Raw genomic sequence first — 17,618 nt, 5'->3', positions numbered from 1 at the left:
TGACCAACTCGCCGATCAGATCGCGGGCTGGGCGCCGTCGTCGGTGCGGCCGCGGCGGCTTCCGGTGTAGGCGTTTTCGCGCAGCCAGTTCACCACTCGCGGCATCAATGCGACGTCGGCGGGATGGTTGAGGATCGGATCGAAGAAGTCGGTGCGGTATTCGCCCGGCTCGGCTCGCCGTAGGTCGAGTTCGCCGACGGTTTCGGGTGGGCGGCCGATGCCATCGGCCGTGATCGAGAACCGGATCACCCGGTCGTCGAGGTGATCGTCGAGGGCACGCAGGGACGCGGTATTCGGCAGGTCGTCGGTGTCGAGCGGTTCGGCGAAAAGCCAGACCGGTGGGGCGTCGGCGAATCGGTAGGGCAGCAGCGTGCCGAAACGGGCCGTTGCCCAGGTACGAGCGGGGGTGATGACGAACCGGCCCATCGCACTGCGCCCGGTGGTCGCCAGCGCGAAGTCCCAGGGACGTTCGTCGCGATCGAGTACCCGGAAAGCCAGCCCGAGTACGTCGGGCACGCCGCCGGGGCTGCCGATGCCTTTCGACTGCCGGGCGATGACCGCTCGGTCGCCGGGTCCGAACCAGGGCTCGTAGGCGCTGGTGGCACGGAATCGGCCCGCGAGGCGGACGCCGCGCGGGTGGAACACCCGTGCATGCCGCAACCGGGCCCCGGTCTGAAAGGTGGTGCGGACAACGGTGTTCGGCAGTTCGGCGACACGGTGCATATCGATCATCGGCGCTGGTCTCCTGTCACGGTGGTGGTCGTCGCCCGGGGCGCCGGCAGGCAGCCGCGGGCGATGATGCTCAGTCAGCCGTCCGCGTTGACGGCGTGGTCCATAGGGTGCGCCTACCCCCGGCGACGGCGCCCAATCGCTGTTCGGCGATCGGAAGTCGCCGATCCGCAGAGAAGAGTGTCGTCACCGCCGCGCTTGTTTCGAGCTCCAGCCTCGAACGTCAGCGATAGCCCAGGTATCGCCGGCCGCCACAATCGGGGCACCGGCGGAAACGAAATTTATTGCGGTGAAATCGAAACTGTTGGCATTGTCGACTCCTTAACATCGGCGATTCAGTCTGCTTGAATAGATATATGTGCAGATGGATGGCGTACGCCGGGGAGCCGATTCTCGCGGAAGAATTGTTGTTCACGCCGCGGCACTCGTTGATCGACCAGAGTTTGCATTCCCGACTCGGAGCCACGACGACCAATGGTGACGGTTTCGGCATCGGCTGGTATGGGGAGGGTGCAGAACCCGCGGTGTTCAAGAGCATCGAACCGGCGTGGAACGACCGAAATCTGCGTGAGGTCTCCGGTCAGATCCGCACGCCGTTGTTGTTCGCCCATATCCGCGCGTCGACCGGGACGCCGGTACAGCGCAGTAACTGCCATCCGTTTCGGCACGGCCGGTGGCTGTGGATGCACAACGGAGCACTGCGTGGCTTTCGCGAGGTCCGGCGCGACCTGGTCACCGCGATCGATCCGGCATTGTTTCCCGACCTCGAAGGATCGACGGATTCGGAAACCCTGTTCTATCTGGCGTTGACCTTCGGTCTCACCGAAGATCCACTCGGCGCGGTCGCCCGGGCGGTCGGATTCGTCGAAGACGTAGGCCGCGCGCACCAGGTGGAGAATCCGGTCCAGATGACGGTAGCGACGACCGATGGACAGTCGCTGTGGGTTTTCCGCTACTCCAGTGAACGTCAGTCGAGATCGCTGTTCTTCTCGACGAGGATCGCTCAGCTGCGCGCGCTGTACCCCGAGGTGGAAGTGCTGCACCGCCTCGGCGACCACACCCGTTTCGTGGTTTCCGAACCGTTGCGCGACCTTCCCGGCGCGTGGAGCGAAGTTCCCGAATCGTGTGCCGGAATCGTGCGGGCCGGGGCGGATGAACTCCTGGGGTTCGAGCCCGTTTCACCGGTCTGAGTCGGCGGATCGAGATCCGTGAAACCTCGCTAGATCGTAGCCATCGCCTCGGCGCTGTGCGGGTCCTCGCCGGTGACCTCGATCGGATAGGCGCCGACAGTTTGCGCAGCGGCCTTCTCGACGAGCAGCGGAACGAAATCGCGGACACGGGCATCGGCGAAGCGCTCGTGAATACGGCGAACCAGGAGCTCTATCCCCGCCGGTGGCTCTGCCGGAAAACGGGCGATCAAGCGTTCGATCACCTGATCGATCTGTACAGCTTCATTGTCGTCGCGCATCATCCACCCGCCTGCTCGCTCATAACTCGCTGGTCGTTGTCATCTGCTCCGCTGGGAATTGCCGATGTCGCACCCTTCGACGGTCAGTCGTGCGAGCACAGCGAAGACGTTCGCCGGGCCGCCTTCCCGTAGTGCACTGCGTTGCCGGACGGCACCGTTACCGCTGGTGAGCACTGCCGCCAGCGCGTCGCGGGTGAATTCGTAGTCACCGGATTCCTCCAGGGCGGAACGGACATGGCAGAGCAATTGGGCCAGGGCGTGGCGGCTATCCCGCCGACCCGCGATGGTCGTGGGGAATCGAGTGCTGGAGAGCCCGTTGCGGGCGGCGTAGCGGCATGCTGAGCGCAGGTGCGTCCGGGTGATCGGATCGGCGAGGTGCCCACGGCCGATGGCGGCGACCGAGGTGATGACCAGGGCCCGCACCAGACTCGCCAACAGTGTCGTTTCCACGACGGTCGCGGGCACGTCGCTGATCCGGATCTCGATCGTCGGCAGGTGAGCCGACAATCGCACATCCCAATAGACCATCGCCGGGTCGAGAATCTGTCCGTCTTCGGCGAGTCCCGCGACGATGTCGTCGTAGTGCGCTGCCGAGCGGAAATACGGTGGTGGGCCCGAACTGGGCCACCGCGCCCACACCGTGTGGCGCCAACTGGCGTGCCCCGTATCGATGCCCTCGGCGATCGGGGAATTCGCTGTCAACGCCAACAGCGCGGGCAGCCAACGACGCAGGTGATTGCTGACCTGCACCGCGAGGTCGCGCTCGGGGACACAGACATGGACATGGCAACCGCAGGTCACCTGGTCGGCCAGTGCCTTGAAGTGTTCGGCTATGCGCTGGTATCTCGGCGTGTCGGTGATGGAACCTGCGGGCGGCCCCCAGATCGGTACCCCCACCGCCAGCGGAAGCGAGCCCGAGCGAGCCGCGGCGTCAACGATGGTGACTCTGGCTCGTCGAACCTCGCGGTGCACCGCCTCGATGCTCGCGCAGACGGGGGTGCAGGTTTCGATCTGGCACTGCGAGAGTTCCAGCTGCAATGCGCTGTCGGTTCCGGCTGCCGCGACGGTGGTGTTGGTCAGGCAAGGGCGCCCGGTGGCGGGGTCGATCAGCACGAACTCTTCCTCGACGCCGACGGTGAACGCACGCAGATCGTTGCGGTGTGACCGATCGCGTCGGTCGATCGACAGGGACGCCATCGTTCCTCCTGGTCGGCGTCGCGCCCACCGGTAGACGAGCTATCGGGGAGAGATCCGACGAGGACTCAGCGTTCGGGTCGCCAGGTGGAGACAGCCCAGATGATCACGACGCTCAGCGCGATGATCACGATGGACCATGCCGGGTAGTACGGCAGGGACATGAAGTTCGCGACGATGACCAGTGCGGCGATTCCCATCGCGCCGTACCGGCCCCACGTCGATCCGATCGCGAGGCCGACGCCACAGATCAAAGCGAGGGCGCCCAGCACGACATGAATCCAGCCCCACGTCGTGGTGTCGAACTCGTAGACGTATTCGATTCCGGCGACATACAACTTGTCGTCCGCGATCGCGGAGATGCCCTGCAGAATGGAGACCGCCGCCAAAATGACAAGCATGAACGCGGCGGCGATGGATATCCCCTCGGCGACCGCCTCCCGCTGGAAGGGCTCTTCCTCCGGGACGTTGTATACCGGTGACGGGTTGCCGGTCATGATCGACTCCTCGGTGATACTGAGGACCGCCCACTCGACGCCGTTGAATGGAAGCAGGTCCTGTCGGAAACTTCTACTTTTCGAATCGTCTGCCCGTGGACCACGCGTGGTGGCTATCATCGCGGTGAGGGGGCTATTGGTGCGCGACTGTTCTGCTCGGTGTCGCGGTGCATCATCGAGGATCGCATGCCCAGCGAAATTGTCTGCGGGAGTGCAGTATCCGCATTCCGTGGGTTGCTCAGAGTTTACCGGAGCGGATTCCTCTTAACAAGACGCGGCTCGACGAGATGCGGCAATCGGCATTCACTCGCAATAATTGCGGTCGCGGGTCAGGCACGGGGAGCAAGCACTTCGTCCGGTCGCTGTCGAACCACGCCAGCAGGGGCCGAACCGACGTCAGACCGCACCCGCCGGCTTGGGTACCTTGACGATGAACAGGCTGATCAGCAGGGCCGCTGCCGTGAAGATCACGGCTGCGATCACCGCGCTGGCCATGCCGTGCGCGAGGATGTCCTTGGTTCCGGTGTTCTCCTGGGCCCGCTCGGCGCGGGACGACTGATAGATGGTGGTCAGAATGGCCACGCCCAATGAAAGTCCGAGCTGCTGGGTCGCTTGGAGTAGTCCGGACGCGGCGCCCATGTCGCGAGGCTCGAGTCCGCCGAGCACGGTCATGTTCAACGTGACGAAGGCCAGGCTCAGACCGGCGCCGAGCAGGATGAAGGGGCCGAGAACGCCGGTGAAGTAGTTGGTCGACGCATGGGTGGTGGTCAGCCAGATCGCTTCCAGCATCATCAGGACCACCCCGGTGAGCAATACCTGTTTGCGGCCGAATCGGGCGATCAGTCTCGGCGCCGACTTCGCCATGGCGAACTGGACCGAAGCCAGGGGGAGGAAGGCGATTCCGGCGATCAGCGGGCTGAAACCGAGTGCTTCCTGAATGTAGAGCGAGAGCAGGATGTAGGTGCCCGCCATGGCGGCCATCAGCAGGACGAATGTGAGGTAGGCGCCGGCCCGAACCGGATCGCCGAGCAGGCGCAACGGCATGATCGGGTGATCGGCGCGCCGTTCGACGCAGACGAACGCCGCGATGAGCACGATGCCGACAACGGTCGGTATCACGGTGGCGGGCTCGGCCCAGCCCTCGGACCCGCGAGTCAGCCCGTAGACGACGCCGACCATGCCGAGCGTGGACAAGATCGCCCCGAGGAGATCGAATGTGCCTGTGTGGCGCTCGGTTTCGGTCAGGTAGCGCAGCGCGAGAACGATGGTGAGCACGCCGATCGGCACATTGATGAAGAACACCAGACGCCAACTCAGGGTGGTGAGGATGCCGCCGAGGATCAGGCCTAGCGTGATACCGAATCCGGTGACCATGGAGAACACCCCGAGCGCACGCGTGCGCTCGGGCCCATCGGCGAACGTGGCGGCGATCATCGACAGGGCGGCGGGGCTCGCGAAGGCGAAGCCGACGCCTTGCAGCGCACGCGCGGCGATCAGCAAGCTCTCGTCGGGTGCGACGCCGCCGAGAATCGAGGCGGCGACGACAAGGCCGAGTCCCCAGATGAACATCCGGCGCCTGCCGAGAAGGTCGCCGGCCCGGCCGCCCAGAAGCAGCAGGCCACCGTAGGCCAGTGAGTAAGCACTGAACACCCAGGCGAGTGCCGGTCCGGACATGTCGAGTCCGGACCGGATTTCGGGCAGGGCGATATTGACGACATTGCTGTCGACCGCGACCATGAGCTGGCAGGTCACGATAATGCCCAACACGAACGACAGGCGGCGGTTGCGCCTGCCCGCGGTCTGCGTGGTCTCGTCGTGAGCTCGGGTGGCGGGCTGGGTATCTCGGCTGGTCATCGACATCCGTTCGAAGAACTCGGGGGAGAGGTCGAGCTGCTGCGCGGCACTGCGCGTCTGCTCTACGCTTGTAGGCTGAGATCAGCATAGGCACGGCCGCCTATTTCGTCTACAGATGTTGAGCGAGGTTGCGATGACAGGGCAGGAACTCGACGCGGCGTCCGCGCCCGTCAGCCGGGCCGAGCGGCGCAGTCAGACCCGGCAGGTGATCCTGGACGCCGCGCGCGAGCTCTTCGCCGAGCGTGGTTACCTCGAGACCACGATTCGGGCCGTCGCGCAGCGCGCCGACGTCGATCCGGCGCTGGTGATGCAGCATTTCGGCGCCAAGAACGCGCTGTTCGATGCGGTCTCGGGCATTCCGATCACCCTCGACGACGCATTGGAAGGCCCGCCGGAGGAACTCGGTGAACGCCTGCTTCGGCACGCCTTGGCGGATGTGGACCGCAAGGACGACCGAACGATGCCGGTACTGAGGTCGATGCTCACCCATCCGGAGGCGGCCCACGCCGTGCGCTGCGCGATCGTGAATCCGGAGACGAGTCCGTGGACGCGCGTGCTGGTTGGCCCAGATGCTGAACGGCGGTCCGCGCTGATCGGCACGCTGGTGCTCGGCGTGCTGGTCGCGCGTTACATGGTGCACATTCCCGGGGTGTCCGATGCACCGGCGGAGCGGTTGGTCGAGTTGGTCGGACCGTGCCTGCGCCCACTGGTGATGGACGGTGTGCCGCCGGAGCCGAAAGAGCCGTGCACGGCATTGGCGGCGCTGGCCGAAGCGGATGCCGCGCGCCGGGCCGCTGCTGAACGGGTCGACGAATGCGCCAGGATCGCGCTTGCCGCAGGCGCGTCCTACGGTGATGTGGGCCGGCTGGTCGGGATCAGTCGACAGGCGGCCCGCAAACGGTGGCCGACCGCCCCGGCTGTTGACAACTGAAGTTGTCACTTCGGCGCGACTTCGGCGAGGTAGGTTCAGTCCTCCCTGGCTGACAACTTGAGTTGTCATGATGGCTGTCCTGGAGGCGCTCTGTGCTGGTTGCCCTCCGAATGGTGTACCCGAGTCTCACGCACATTGCCGCACGCCGGCCGCCAGGCCCGACTTCTCGGCGTTGTCAGCCCAAACCGTGTTGTGTGCGTGGCGATCCGAAGTGGAGACGACTCGAGACTTGCTCTCTATGGTGGATCGATGGTGTCGGTAAAACAGATCCAGGTCACCTTCGACTGCGCGGAGCCTGAGCGTGTTGCTCGTTTCTGGTCCGAGGTGCTGGGGTACGAGCACAGGGGCTCGGCGTGCGTCGATCCCTCAGGTGTGGGCCCGCGCCTGTATTTCCAGCGCGTGCCCGAGGGGAAGGTCGTGAAGAACAGACTTCACATCGACGTGCGGGTCGGCACCGGGCTCGTGGGTGAGGAGCGCGTCGCCGCACTCGAAGCCGAATGCGCACGGCTGATCCCGCTCGGCGCGGTACGCCTGCGACTACTGCGTGCCGATGGCGTCAATGAATCGTGTCTGGTGATGCAGGACGTCGAGGGCAACGAGTTCTGTCTCGACTGAGTAGCTGAGACCGCCGCTCCCGGCGACTGACGCCTCTCTTCGAATGTCCGCACCGTAGAGCTATGAACGGCAAACGATGGTATCGATGGCAGGACGTCGACTCCCGCGTCAGGCTGGGGTCACAGGTAGGGAGAGCCATGACCGCGATAGCCAGGTTCGGTGCGATCGCCCTCGACAGCCGGGACGCCCGACACCTCGCCCAGTTCTACCGGGCGTTGCTGGATTTCGAAATCCGTTACGAGTCCGACGATTTGGTGGTGCTGCGCGGATCGGGGGTGACGCTGACGATCGAACGAGTGGCGGACCACATACCGCCGGAGTGGCCCGGCAATCGGGTACCCAAGCAGATGCACCTGGATCTGTTCGTGACTGATCTCGATGTCTCCGAGGCTGCGGCGATCGGCTGCGGTGCGGTAAAGGCGCAGTTCCAGCCCGCACCGGATCGCTGGCGCGTTCTGCTCGACCCGGCGGGACATCCGTTCTGCCTCACGATGCCGCCCAATCCTGACTAGGCACATCAGCTTGTCCCGCCCGTGTTCTCGCTGATCAGGCCGGGTATCAGTCGGTGCGGAGTCGGGCGTGCAGGTGCATGTCGTGGCGGCCGTCACTGTGGCGGCCGGCGCCACGCAGCGTGCTCTCGAAGGGGAATCCGCATTTGGCTGCGACCCGGCACGATGGCAGATTGTGGACCGAGTGGGTGAGCTCGATCCGGTCGAATCCGACGTCGTGAAAAGCCCAACGGGTCAGCATGTTTGCGGCGCGAGGCGCGATGTGGTGCCCGCGCCGGGCGGGCAGGGTCCAGTAGGCGAGTTCGGTGACGCTCTCGGTGAGGTCCGACTGCCGCAATCCGATGCGTCCGGCGACCTCTCCGTTGCTGGTGACGGCCCATTGACCGTTGCCGCTGGACCAAGCCGAGCGCCATTGGTGAATCCATTGGCGAACCTGCTCGATGGACTCGGCCGTCCGAACATGCCACTGCCGGATCGCGGGGTCTTGGAATGCCGCGTAGACGGTGGGCGCATCGGCGACGGTCCAAGGCCGCAGCGTCAGCCCATCGGCCGCGGTGAGCGTGGGCTGATCGGTGGCGAACGCAGCGGGATCGACCACTGCCGACATCAACTCGGGCATTCCAGCATTGTCCCCGTCGAGTCCGGCGAAGATGGACAGTTGGAACCAGCCAGGCCGAATCAGTTCTGCCGGTGTAACAATGGCGGCCTCGATGTCGCGAATCCGACTTCGGAACTTCTGTATGACACGAGGCCGACGCCGTGCGGCGGAACAGCCCAGCGACCTGTCCTCTGTCGCGCCTTCCGCGAACCATCAGTTTGCTCGGCGGGTGTAGCAGTCAGCGGCTGGCAAGTTCCGAGCGGCCAGGTGGGTTGAGCGTGAGTGTTCCACTGTCGGTGTCGAGTTCGGCGAAAGTACCGAGAGGTATCGCGTGCGGATCTGGTCCGTGACCGAATTCCAGGCCTCCGAGGATCGGTTTGCCGAGGGGGACAAGGCGGTCGCGCAGGACGTCGATGAGGTTCCAGCCGCGGTCGGTGTAATCCTCGAACCCGTGGAACCTTCCCAGGGCGAACGCTCGGATACCGTCGAAGGCTCCGGATCGGATCAGCTGGGTGAGTTGGCGGTCGATCTGTCCGAGCCCGATTTGGCGTTGGGCTTCGATGAGGACTATGGAGTCGGTGAGGTCGGGCAGGCCTGCACCGACCATGCCTGCCATGGCGGCCAGCGAACCTCCCATCACGAATCCCTGTGCGCGCCCGGCTGATTCGACCGCGACCGACATCAGTTTCGAGTTGCGCTCGAGCACGTATGGTCGCGGGCTGGTCAATAGATGGTGAACGGTTTCGGTCGACCGGCGGCCTGCGAGGCAGCCATGGACGCCTGGGACGCGGCAGTTCCGCCAGATCGCCAGATGTAGGTAGGTGATGTCGCTGAATCCGACAAGGGGTTTCGGGTCGGCGCGGATAGCGTCGTAGTCGAGTCCGTCGAGGAGACGGTAGGCGCCTGCCCCGCCTCTCGTCGTGATGATCGCTCGAACATCGGGATCGGTGTAGGCGGCGTTGAGGTCTGCGAGTCGGTCGGCGTCTCGCCCTGCCATATAACCGTGCTGGTCCAACGCGTGGTCTCCGACTTCGACCCGAAGACCTCGATCCTGCAGGGTCTGGGTCAGTTGCAGGATCGAGGAAGCTTCGTCGGGGAAACTGGCCGGTGAGACCAGGCGAACGGTGTCACCCGAACGAAGACGCGGCCACGACCGTACGGCGAGTTCGTGCGATCGGCTCATAGGCCAGCGACTGTAGCGCCGCGGTCCGTTCCTTCCGGTCAGAAACGCTCGAGGCCGTAGAGTTCGGTCCCGGACGTATCGAAAACGGAGGCGTGCTCGGCATCTGTGAACTCGACGCGGTATTTCGCTCGATTGGGGCTCTGCGTCACTATCAGCGTGTACCGGCCGTCCGCATCGGGTTTGCTGGAGATCGAGCATGTCATCGGTCCGCCGATGTCGAGCGGTTCGCCGTTGTTGTAGAAGAATCCGTCGCATCGGCCACCGTCGGAACCGAAGGTTTTTGTTCCGGTACCGTCGGATGCTGTCCACGTGCCTGCCATGGCCTCTGCGCCACCACCCGGCTGTGGACCGGAGCTCGGATCGCTCATCAACCGGTCGGCGGAGAAGCCGAGCAGCGCAACCGCACCGACGACGACGAACGTCGCGAGGACCGGGTGGCGCTTGGCCTGATGCACGATCTTGCTCTTCACAGTGACCGGGCCGGTGGCGCTGATATCGCCCATCACACCGGCGAAAGTGCCGGAGTTGTTGTACCGCGACCCGGAACCGGCCGGGGCAGGTGGCGGAGTCGGCGGTGCGGTCAGCCGGTCGAGTTCGGCACTGAAGCCGCTGTCGCCGGCGACCGCTACCGAAAGGGACCGTTCGGCGGCGACCTGCGTGGCCGAGGACACCGCACCACGGGTCGCGCGGGCCTCGTTCAGCAGCTGCTGGACGGCCGGGTCGCCACCGAGTTTGGCAACCACCGCGTTGCGTACTCGATTCACCGCGAGGTCCAGCGCTTCGTCGGTGAGTCCATTGATGGGTTTCCCGACCCGGTTGGCCTTGCCGACCGCCCAAGCGATCAACATGGCGACGGCAATTTCCACGGTCATTGCGTATTCACCTTTCCCGAAATGCGGATCCGGCCGCGGTGGTCCGCGGCCGGCGGGTTCAGCCCCATGTTCCGGAGTCCCAGTCGACGGCGTCGTCGATCGACTCCGCGCCGTTGCGGCCTGCCTTGCCGCCGGTGTCCTTGCTGAATCCGAAGGTGCCGCAGTAGGAATCCACTTCTCTGCGCACACCGATGGTGTTGGCGGTGGACAGAGTCTGCAGATCATGGTCGGCCAGAAGGTCGTCGAGGGTGTCGTTCTGGTCCTCGTAGCTCATCGCGGCGAACTCCGAACAGGTCACATCCTTGGGGTCCTGCCCGCACGAGACGAGTGTCAGAGCCGAGAGGATGCCTGCGGTCACCGGAAGAATGCGTCGGAATGTCATGTGTGGTCCGATCCCTGTCAACGATTGAGGCCGGCGAAGAGGACGAGCCCACCGACGATGGGGAGCGCGTAGAACCAATCCGTCATGAAGTAGCTGCCACGCGAGAACGCGATATATCCGCCGTACCCGACCGATAGCAGACCCAGGGCGATCAGCACGATCGCGCCGGAACCGTAGAAATTGAATCCGGCTACACAGAGCATGATTCCGAAAACCGCTACGAACAATGCGTTGACAAATCGCATTCGATATCCTCTTATCCGTTTTCCGATGGGCGGAGGTGCGCCGATTCGAGCGCACCCCGCCCGGCGCCCGAATCGGCGGGCCTTCTCGTGACGACGCCTTGGGCGTTGCCGAATCGAGGATGCACGGCCGCGGCGGCGTTCCGGCGCGTGGCGTGGAAACGCTGAAAAACGCTGAACGCCACTGGAAAAGGAGAGGTCGGCCTCAGGCGAACAGGGTGGGGTTTCCCCAGGCCAGAGCCGGTAGTTTGCTGGGGCGCCCGACAGCGGCACCCAAGCCTGCCAGCATCGGATTGGCGACCGTGTCAGGCCGATAGGCGACCAGGCGCAGCCGCAGGACATCGCTCACGTCGTAGCGAATCCGCGCCGGTTCACCATGGGCCACCTCGACCTGTTTCTGCGCCTCGCCGTCGAGGAAGACCTGGAAGTAGCCGATCTGCCGCGCGTCCACGGCGTCGTCGAGGACGCCGACCACGGTTTCGAACTCCCGAAACGACCGGCGCAGGTTGTACTCGATCGGGCTGCGTGGGTCGCCACAGAAGTTCGCGCAGCGGTGAACAATGCTGTTGCCGTAGTGGATTCCGTTGAGATCGGCTCCGGTGATCTGCAGATCCGGGCCTCGCGTGATCGGGTCGAAAGCGTCGGTCAGCAGCTGTGCCTTGCGTTTACGCGGTGCGTCGGCACCCTGCGGTTCGGTGCGGCGACTACCCCACTGCGGGCCGACCCATGTGCCGCGACGCGGGGCAGGGTGTTCGGTGACTCCGCTGAACGCCGCGAGCAGATCGTTGATGCCCTCGGTGGTGAATTCGCTGATCTCGTAGTGGGTGGTGGAATGGGCGGCCAGGAACACCGGGACCTCGTCGACCGAGCGGCCCGGGAGGATGACCGGCAGGATCCGTCGGGTTTCCCCGCGCAGATCTCTGGTGAGGCCGTTGCGGATGATCGCCGCCTCGAACTGCGCGCCTCGACCCTCGTCCGCGGCGGCAGTGCCGTCCGCGCGACGTTTGTAGGCGGGGGAGGCGATGACGAGGACGAAGTCCGCGTTGGTCAGTTGCTCGATGGCCCACAGCGACCAGTCGCGGCGCTCGTAGTCGTCCCAGGCGTCGAGCCGGACGTCGACGCCCGCCTCGCTGCGCAGGAATGTGCTGAACTCGCGCACCAGTTCCTTGTGCTGGGGTGAGTCGTGCGAATAGGAGACGAACACCCGGGGAGCCACGTTGTCGGAAGCCGCCGGGGTGGTCGCGTCCTGCTCGGTACTCACTGGAGCGCGGTGGGCTGCTCAGCAGCCCGTGCCGGTGCCATCGTTGTCCTGTTCTTCATTTCTTCCCTTCTGATCGACGTCCCGAATACGTTCTGCCCGAGCGGAATACGATTCACAGACACCACGATCTCCACCCGTCCGAAACCGGTGACGGCCCAGAATGGTAGGCGACCGGGACCGTGTTCCCGGCCGCATCGCGACAGGAATTCACCACACCGGATCCGGCGCGGCGTGTAGCGCCCGCGCCAACCGGGATTCCGCCGGAACGGTCAGGTCCCAGGTGAGGGGCAGCGGGAGTATGCGGTGGTGTCGGTGGTCGATACCGAAGCTATCCAGCAATGTCGATCTACCGCTGTCGAATTCGTCGGTGCGCTCGGCTAGCACAATCGGCGCCTGTGTCGGATACAGCAGCGGGAACAGCAGCGTCAACTCCAGTCCCGCCGTGCGCATCACCACCGTGACATGGACGACTCCCTCGACATCGACAGTCCTCGGTGTGGAGGCCGAGGTGCCGAGTGCTGTCGCGAGACTGGTGCAGTCGCGACCGACCGGCAGGATCTGAACTCGGGCGGGACGGACTTCGACCGTCCCCAGCGGGGTCGGCACCGAGACGAAGACCGACAGGAGGCCGTTGGGCAGCAGCACCTGGTGGTCGCTCGTGCGCTGATTCTGGTGCGTGACAATCGGAGTGACGTACCTTCCGAGCCAGGGGGTCAGGCGGAGGCAATCGGTGAAGGCCGCCAGGTCGTCGACCGAGGGATGCTCCGCGCCCTTGGCGTGCGAGTGCACGATTCCCTTGAGTTCGAGGTCGGGCTCGGTTTCTTCTATTCGGTTGAGTGCCCGCCGGAACGCGGGCGAGATGCGGAAGGTCGTCGCGGTCGAGATCGCGTCCGGGTCCGGAAGGAACGCCGTGATCAGGGGCAGCCCCAACGGGCCGAGCAGTCCGCCGCCCCGTTCCGGCGGGTGGGCGGCGACGTGCCGGTCGATCGAGGTGAGGACGGAGTCGACGAGCGAGACGTGGCGAAACACCCCGCTCACGCGCCCCGGTGGACATCGCGCCGGGACCTGTTGCGGTCCACGGGTAGTCGATGTCGCGCCATCGCGGTCGCCGCGTCGAACGTCTCGGTGGTGACCTGCGAGAACTGGCGGTCGAGGAGTTCTTCTGTTCTGTCCACCAGCAGAATTCGCCCGTCGGTGTCCAGCACCAGACCGTACGGATGGGACGGAGCGGCACTCGCCCCCGCCGTGGTGTCGTCGAAGGGGATGTGTTCCAGGGATTTCGGTCGACTCATCGCATCGGACACGGTCGTCTCCTTCGGTAGACTGAGCCGTCATGCCAGCACGATCGAGGTGCGAGGCGCCTGGGGTTCTGGAAAGCTCTCGAAAACCCTGAGCGGTGCTGTGCGGTCCGAGCAGGAGGCTGACGATGGGCGGCAGGGAGAGAACGCCGGAGATGGAACGATTCGCCGGTGAGCTGAAAGCCGCCGCACTGCGAGCCGAGAAGACGCACGGTCGAGTGGAATGCTCGCGAATAGCCAAGCAGCTCAACGTTTCTACGAGCAGTGTGTATGCCTACCTGAAGGGAAACACGCTGCCGAGCACTGGGCGTCTCGACATACTGCTGGCAGCGCTGCACATCTCGGGGGCCGATGCCAAGCGGCTGACCGATCTGCGCGACACGCTCGAGATCGAGCGGCGCGGCGAGCCCGGCGGTATCACGAGAACCGCCGATGACGAGCCCGAGCCCGAGCCCTCGGCACGGGTAGCGAACCAGCACACCCACCTGCCGCGCGACATCGCGGTTCTGCACGGTCGCGAACGCGAACTCGACCAGGTGATCGCGATAGCGGGTGCCGGTAGCGCGGTCTGTGTGCTGTCGGGTCTCGCAGGTGTGGGTAAGACCGCCCTCGCGGTTCGCGCAGCCCGACGTTTGCTGCCCCGATTCCCCGACAACTGCCTGTTTCTCGACCTGCACGGTTACGCCGCAGGGCCGGTCGTGGCAGCGGAAGTGGCCGCGGGAGCGTTGCTGCGCCAGCTGGGTCTCGCTCCTGAATCGGTTCCCGCTCAACCGGATTCGCGAATCTCGCTGCTGCGGGAGATGCTCGCCGCGGGGAAGTATCTCGTCCTGCTCGACAATGTCTTGGACGCGGCCCATGTAGCGCCGCTGCTGCCGGGAGCGGGCGCCTCCGCGATCCTGGTCACCAGCCGCGGCACGCTCAACGGACTCGACGAGGTGGACCGAGTGCCGATCGGACGGCTGGCGGACGCGGATTCGGTAGCGCTGCTCGATCGCCTCACGGGCGGGCTGCCCGCTGAGCGCACACCGACTCCTCAGCAGAGCGCCGCGATCGCACGGCAGTGCCACGGCCTGCCGGTGGCTGTGCGGATCGCCGCGGCGATCTTGCGCAGCGAGATGTGGCCGACATCCGCGGAAGGGGGCGCCGAGCCCCGGGTCGAACTGGAGATGCTGCACGACGGCGATCGCGATGTCGAGACTTTGTTCGAGTACTCCGTGGCTCGCCTGCCAGCGGATTCGGCGCGCGCGTTCACGGTGCTCGGCCTGCACCCGGGAACGAGTTTCGATCTCGGGAGCGGCGCGGCGCTGATGGGCGTGGAGCCCTCGGCGATGTGGCGGCACCTGCGCCTGCTGGTCGAGGTGAGTCTGCTCGAACCCGACGCGCGCGGGCGATACCGATTCCACGATCTGCTGCGCGACTTCGCGCGTCGTCGCGCCGCCGCGTACTTCGACGATGTCACCACGCGGGCAGCCGTCACTCGCCTCGTCGATCGGTACACCGTGTTCGCCGATGGCATGGACCGGATCCTGACCCCGTCTCGGCACCGCGCGCAGATGGCGCCCAGCTCGCCCTGCGTCGACGCGACGGTGTCGACCTACCCCGAGGCCATGCAGGCGATGACCGCCGAACGCGACAACGTGGCCGCCGTGGCCCGTGCCGCGACCCGGCACGGGCTCGACGAGCAGTGCTGGCAGCTCGCCTTCGCGGTGCGTGGGTTCGCGTTCATCACCAAGGACATCGAGCTGTGGACCGAGACCCATCGGCTGGCCGTGGCCGCTGCGGTCCGGGCCGGCAATCACTACGCGGAAGCTGTGACCTGCAACAATCTCGGTCTCGCCGCGATGACCGCCGGTGACGACGTGGCCGCTGCGGCGCTGTACGAGCGAGCCCGGCTGCTGTTCGTGCGTCTCGGTGATCGGCACGGCGAACACACCGCTGTGGCCCACCAGGCCTGGGTGCACGTGCGCAGGCGGGATTTCGCGGAGGCGCTGGAGCTCAGCCTCCGCGCACTCGCGTTCGTCGACGTGCACGGCACTCCGCGCAACAGGGCCATCCTGTTGCGTGATACGGCCCTCATAGAGGTGAACCTCGGCCGATTTCTCGACGCCGTGCCGAGGCTGCTGAACGCGTCGGAGATGTTCCGGACGTTCAACCTGTTCGTCGACGAGGCCATGACCTCGAATGTGCTCGGCGACGCCTATCTGGCGCTGGACGATCTCGCGGACGCGTGGGAGGCCTTCGACCGCGCTGTCGCGCTCGGGCGCATGGCGGGCAGTGCCGTCGAGCAGGCTCGTGGCCACGACGGGCTCGGGAAGGTCGCGGTCGCCCGGGGTGAACCGGCGGTCGCGCGACAACACTGGCGCATCGCGATCGATCTGTGCACCCAGGTTCGTGACACTGCTCGGGTCGCGGAGATCGCAGCCCGGGCCGAGAAGCTCGAGTCTCGTTCAGCGGGGGCGACTCCTGTCGAAAGTCGGCTGGAAAACTCTGTAATCGCCTGAACAGCAGCACTATCCCGCTTCGGCCTCGTCGTCACTACGGTGAAATCCGTGAACATGGTCGCCACTCTCATCACGGCCGTGACGACCGTCGCGGTCGCCGGACTCGCCTACCTGCTCAACCAGCGCGGCCAACTCGCGCAGGAACGCCGACAGGCGCGATTGCTCAGGATCAGCAGGCAGATTCGTGAGCTGTACGGTCCGCTGCACGTCATGGTCGACATCAACGAGCGCATCTGGGAGAAGCTGCGTGAATCGCAGTTGCCCGCCGCGTCCCACCGCCGTCCCGACCTCGCCACCGACAACTGGCGTCGGTGGCGCGACCACGCGTTGATGCCGGTGAACCGGGCAATGCGTGATCTGATCATCGAACACGCCGATCTCGTACCGGATTACCAAGTTCCGGAACCGCTGCTGACGTTCTGTTCGCATGTCGCGTCCGTCGAAGTGCAACTGGCCGCCGAATCCGACGGCGTGCACGTTCGGTCCCTGGTGCCGCACCCGGGTGCGACCTACGTGCGCTATGTGCGCGACACCTACGGGCAACTCAAAACCGAACAACAGAAGCTGGTTCGCGCGGTGGATTGACCCGACCGACCGGAATTCAATTCCGAACGGTATCGATTCGGGCGGTCCGATTTCGCCGATCAGGTTGCGGCAGAACAAATAGTGACGTATTTATCTACCCGGTGAGTGTGCTGTCGGCAACGCTGCCGCGAACAGTGCCACCACTGTCATGAATCTGGACTGGAGCATGTCGTGAGTTTCATCAAAGCGAGGCGATCGCGATGGCTGGCCGCCACGACGGTGTCGGCCTTGGCAGTCGCAGCTCTCGCGAATGCCGAAGGCGCGTTGTCGTTTCTGGAGCGACTCACCTCGGCGACCTCGGCATCGCCGGACCCGACGTCGACGGACGAGCGCACTCTGCCCACCGCCGCGCCGACGCTCACCACGTCCGTCACTCCCACGTCGAAACTCGTGTCCCCGACGGTTGCGCCCTCCGCCGGGTGGTACGAGCTGACCTCGTACCGATCCGTTACCTGGAACAACGGATTCGACCCGGTCGATCCTGTTCGGATCGGTTCGGCGAGCTTCCCGAGCAGCATTGTCGGGTACTACCCGTCCACGACGTCGGACCCGATGAACCGCGCGATATGGACGGTGGGCGGCAAGTGCGATCGCTTCTCGGTCTGGATCGGCAAGGACGCCGATTCCGCGTCGTCCGACGGTGTGGGCCGTTTCGTTGTGCAGGCCGATGATCGAGAGGCCTTCGCGGGCGAGATGTCGATGGCGGACGCCGCCCGCGAGGTCGACCTCGACATCTCCGGTGTCGTCCGGCTGACGTTGCTCGACACGAGGCGATCCCAGGATGCCAAGAATGCGTGGGGAAAGCCCCGGGTGCACTGCACTGAGCCACCCGGTCGCAAGCGCTGAGCAGGCGTCGGCGAGGTAATTCGTTTCGTCAAAGTTACTACTTCAGCAAACTA

Annotated in this window: 20 protein-coding genes; 7 read left to right on the top strand and 13 right to left on the bottom strand. The window is 65.3% G+C overall.

The genetic code is table 11. The features are described from left to right. Positions 1-15: 15 nt before the first annotated feature. The gene (locus ACFVVI_RS32510; protein ID WP_387448297.1) at positions 16-732 is read right to left on the bottom strand and encodes a phosphodiesterase; all 717 of its coding nucleotides are present in this window, start codon (positions 730-732) and stop codon (positions 16-18) included. A 365-nt stretch (positions 733-1,097) separates the two neighbouring features. On the opposite strand from ACFVVI_RS32510, the gene ACFVVI_RS32505 reads away from it, so the two are divergent. Continuing rightward, positions 1,098-1,919 (top strand): class II glutamine amidotransferase, encoded by an 822-nt coding sequence (locus ACFVVI_RS32505; RefSeq protein WP_378990429.1) that lies wholly within the window; start codon positions 1,098-1,100, stop codon positions 1,917-1,919. Positions 1,920-1,948: 29 nt separating this feature from the next. Here ACFVVI_RS32505 and ACFVVI_RS32500 read toward each other — a convergent pair whose 3' ends face one another. From ACFVVI_RS32500 to ACFVVI_RS32485, 4 genes are all read right to left on the bottom strand, one after another. After that, the gene (locus ACFVVI_RS32500; protein WP_387448294.1) at positions 1,949-2,200 is read right to left on the bottom strand and encodes a three-helix bundle dimerization domain-containing protein; all 252 of its coding nucleotides are present in this window, start codon (positions 2,198-2,200) and stop codon (positions 1,949-1,951) included. 36 nt (positions 2,201-2,236) lie between these two features. Then, positions 2,237-3,394 carry a glutamate--cysteine ligase gene (locus tag ACFVVI_RS32495; protein ID WP_387448291.1) on the bottom strand — a complete coding sequence of 386 codons (1,158 nt, stop codon included), beginning with the start codon at positions 3,392-3,394 and terminating at the stop codon, positions 2,237-2,239. Between the two features lie 65 nt (positions 3,395-3,459). After that, positions 3,460-3,888 carry an acetyltransferase gene (locus tag ACFVVI_RS32490; protein WP_378990354.1) on the bottom strand — a complete coding sequence of 143 codons (429 nt, stop codon included), beginning with the start codon at positions 3,886-3,888 and terminating at the stop codon, positions 3,460-3,462. A 396-nt stretch (positions 3,889-4,284) separates the two neighbouring features. Continuing rightward, the gene (locus ACFVVI_RS32485; protein WP_387448288.1) at positions 4,285-5,742 is read right to left on the bottom strand and encodes an MFS transporter; all 1,458 of its coding nucleotides are present in this window, start codon (positions 5,740-5,742) and stop codon (positions 4,285-4,287) included. A 133-nt stretch (positions 5,743-5,875) separates the two neighbouring features. Here ACFVVI_RS32485 and ACFVVI_RS32480 point away from each other — a divergent pair, with 133 nt between their 5' ends. The 3 genes from ACFVVI_RS32480 (at position 5,876) to ACFVVI_RS32470 (ending at position 7,800) form a co-directional block, all read left to right on the top strand. Next, entirely contained in the window at positions 5,876-6,673 is a 798-nt protein-coding gene (locus ACFVVI_RS32480; protein ID WP_387448286.1) for a TetR/AcrR family transcriptional regulator, read from the top strand. Positions 6,674-6,922: 249 nt separating this feature from the next. Beyond that, positions 6,923-7,288 (top strand): VOC family protein, encoded by a 366-nt coding sequence (locus ACFVVI_RS32475; RefSeq protein ID WP_378990351.1) that lies wholly within the window; start codon positions 6,923-6,925, stop codon positions 7,286-7,288. Positions 7,289-7,425: 137 nt separating this feature from the next. Further along, positions 7,426-7,800 carry a VOC family protein gene (locus ACFVVI_RS32470; protein ID WP_387448282.1) on the top strand — a complete coding sequence of 125 codons (375 nt, stop codon included), beginning with the start codon at positions 7,426-7,428 and terminating at the stop codon, positions 7,798-7,800. Positions 7,801-7,846: 46 nt separating this feature from the next. Here the strand turns inward: ACFVVI_RS32470 and ACFVVI_RS32465 are convergent, their stop codons facing one another. The 8 genes from ACFVVI_RS32465 to ACFVVI_RS32430 all read right to left on the bottom strand — a co-directional run bounded on the left by ACFVVI_RS32465 (position 7,847) and on the right by ACFVVI_RS32430 (position 13,639). Continuing rightward, on the bottom strand, positions 7,847-8,416 hold the full coding sequence (locus ACFVVI_RS32465; protein WP_387448279.1) for a GNAT family N-acetyltransferase: 570 nt from the start codon (positions 8,414-8,416) through the stop codon (positions 7,847-7,849). Positions 8,417-8,633: 217 nt separating this feature from the next. Then, positions 8,634-9,578, bottom strand: coding sequence for an LD-carboxypeptidase (locus ACFVVI_RS32460; protein WP_387448276.1), 945 nt, complete (start codon positions 9,576-9,578; stop codon positions 8,634-8,636). Between the two features lie 38 nt (positions 9,579-9,616). Continuing rightward, positions 9,617-10,450 carry a hypothetical protein gene (locus ACFVVI_RS32455; protein WP_387448273.1) on the bottom strand — a complete coding sequence of 278 codons (834 nt, stop codon included), beginning with the start codon at positions 10,448-10,450 and terminating at the stop codon, positions 9,617-9,619. Between the two features lie 58 nt (positions 10,451-10,508). Continuing rightward, positions 10,509-10,832, bottom strand: a complete 324-nt coding sequence (locus ACFVVI_RS32450) for a hypothetical protein (RefSeq protein WP_387448270.1) — start codon at positions 10,830-10,832, stop codon at positions 10,509-10,511. A gap of 17 nt (positions 10,833-10,849) precedes the next feature. Continuing rightward, positions 10,850-11,077, bottom strand: coding sequence for a hypothetical protein (locus ACFVVI_RS32445; RefSeq protein WP_378653145.1), 228 nt, complete (start codon positions 11,075-11,077; stop codon positions 10,850-10,852). 202 nt (positions 11,078-11,279) lie between these two features. Then, on the bottom strand, positions 11,280-12,335 hold the full coding sequence (locus ACFVVI_RS32440) for an SEFIR domain-containing protein (RefSeq protein WP_387448267.1): 1,056 nt from the start codon (positions 12,333-12,335) through the stop codon (positions 11,280-11,282). A gap of 207 nt (positions 12,336-12,542) precedes the next feature. Beyond that, complete coding sequence (locus ACFVVI_RS32435; protein WP_387448264.1) at positions 12,543-13,373, bottom strand: Mov34/MPN/PAD-1 family protein; 831 nt, start codon at positions 13,371-13,373, stop codon at positions 12,543-12,545. After that, the gene (locus tag ACFVVI_RS32430; RefSeq protein WP_378990341.1) at positions 13,370-13,639 is read right to left on the bottom strand and encodes a hypothetical protein; all 270 of its coding nucleotides are present in this window, start codon (positions 13,637-13,639) and stop codon (positions 13,370-13,372) included. The genes ACFVVI_RS32435 and ACFVVI_RS32430 overlap by 4 nt, the downstream gene beginning before the upstream one ends. Before the next feature lie 122 nt (positions 13,640-13,761). Between ACFVVI_RS32430 and ACFVVI_RS32425 the strand changes: the two genes are divergently transcribed. The 3 genes from ACFVVI_RS32425 to ACFVVI_RS32415 all read left to right on the top strand — a co-directional run bounded on the left by ACFVVI_RS32425 (position 13,762) and on the right by ACFVVI_RS32415 (position 17,565). Continuing rightward, on the top strand, positions 13,762-16,134 hold the full coding sequence (locus ACFVVI_RS32425; protein WP_387448262.1) for an NB-ARC domain-containing protein: 2,373 nt from the start codon (positions 13,762-13,764) through the stop codon (positions 16,132-16,134). A gap of 48 nt (positions 16,135-16,182) precedes the next feature. Then, on the top strand, positions 16,183-16,719 hold the full coding sequence (locus ACFVVI_RS32420; RefSeq protein WP_378990338.1) for a hypothetical protein: 537 nt from the start codon (positions 16,183-16,185) through the stop codon (positions 16,717-16,719). A 171-nt stretch (positions 16,720-16,890) separates the two neighbouring features. Beyond that, positions 16,891-17,565, top strand: a complete 675-nt coding sequence (locus ACFVVI_RS32415; RefSeq protein ID WP_387448260.1) for an NPCBM/NEW2 domain-containing protein — start codon at positions 16,891-16,893, stop codon at positions 17,563-17,565. Positions 17,566-17,618 lie beyond the last annotated feature (53 nt).

The organism is Nocardia sp. NPDC058114 (genome assembly GCF_042884695.1).
GTDB lineage: Bacteria > Actinomycetota > Actinomycetes > Mycobacteriales > Mycobacteriaceae > Nocardia.
This window is presented reverse-complemented; position numbering and strand designations above follow the sequence as displayed.

Excerpts from the sequence above, each read along its gene's own strand:
- ACFVVI_RS32425 (WP_387448262.1), top strand. The coding sequence starts at position 13,762 with ATGGGCGGCAGGGAGAGAACGCCGGAGATGGAACGATTCGCCGGTGAG.
- ACFVVI_RS32475 (WP_378990351.1), top strand. The coding sequence starts at position 6,923 with ATGGTGTCGGTAAAACAGATCCAGGTCACCTTCGACTGCGCGGAGCCT.
- ACFVVI_RS32485 (WP_387448288.1), bottom strand. The coding sequence starts at position 5,742 with ATGACCAGCCGAGATACCCAGCCCGCCACCCGAGCTCACGACGAGACC.
- ACFVVI_RS32495 (WP_387448291.1), bottom strand. The coding sequence starts at position 3,394 with ATGGCGTCCCTGTCGATCGACCGACGCGATCGGTCACACCGCAACGAT.
- ACFVVI_RS32500 (WP_387448294.1), bottom strand. The coding sequence starts at position 2,200 with ATGATGCGCGACGACAATGAAGCTGTACAGATCGATCAGGTGATCGAA.
- ACFVVI_RS32490 (WP_378990354.1), bottom strand. The coding sequence starts at position 3,888 with ATGACCGGCAACCCGTCACCGGTATACAACGTCCCGGAGGAAGAGCCC.
- ACFVVI_RS32480 (WP_387448286.1), top strand. The coding sequence starts at position 5,876 with ATGACAGGGCAGGAACTCGACGCGGCGTCCGCGCCCGTCAGCCGGGCC.
- ACFVVI_RS32470 (WP_387448282.1), top strand. The coding sequence starts at position 7,426 with ATGACCGCGATAGCCAGGTTCGGTGCGATCGCCCTCGACAGCCGGGAC.
- ACFVVI_RS32505 (WP_378990429.1), top strand. The coding sequence starts at position 1,098 with ATGGCGTACGCCGGGGAGCCGATTCTCGCGGAAGAATTGTTGTTCACG.
- ACFVVI_RS32455 (WP_387448273.1), bottom strand. The coding sequence starts at position 10,450 with ATGACCGTGGAAATTGCCGTCGCCATGTTGATCGCTTGGGCGGTCGGC.
- ACFVVI_RS32450 (WP_387448270.1), bottom strand. The coding sequence starts at position 10,832 with ATGACATTCCGACGCATTCTTCCGGTGACCGCAGGCATCCTCTCGGCT.
- ACFVVI_RS32445 (WP_378653145.1), bottom strand. The coding sequence starts at position 11,077 with ATGCGATTTGTCAACGCATTGTTCGTAGCGGTTTTCGGAATCATGCTC.
- ACFVVI_RS32510 (WP_387448297.1), bottom strand. The coding sequence starts at position 732 with ATGATCGATATGCACCGTGTCGCCGAACTGCCGAACACCGTTGTCCGC.
- ACFVVI_RS32460 (WP_387448276.1), bottom strand. The coding sequence starts at position 9,578 with ATGAGCCGATCGCACGAACTCGCCGTACGGTCGTGGCCGCGTCTTCGT.
- ACFVVI_RS32465 (WP_387448279.1), bottom strand. The coding sequence starts at position 8,416 with ATGCCCGAGTTGATGTCGGCAGTGGTCGATCCCGCTGCGTTCGCCACC.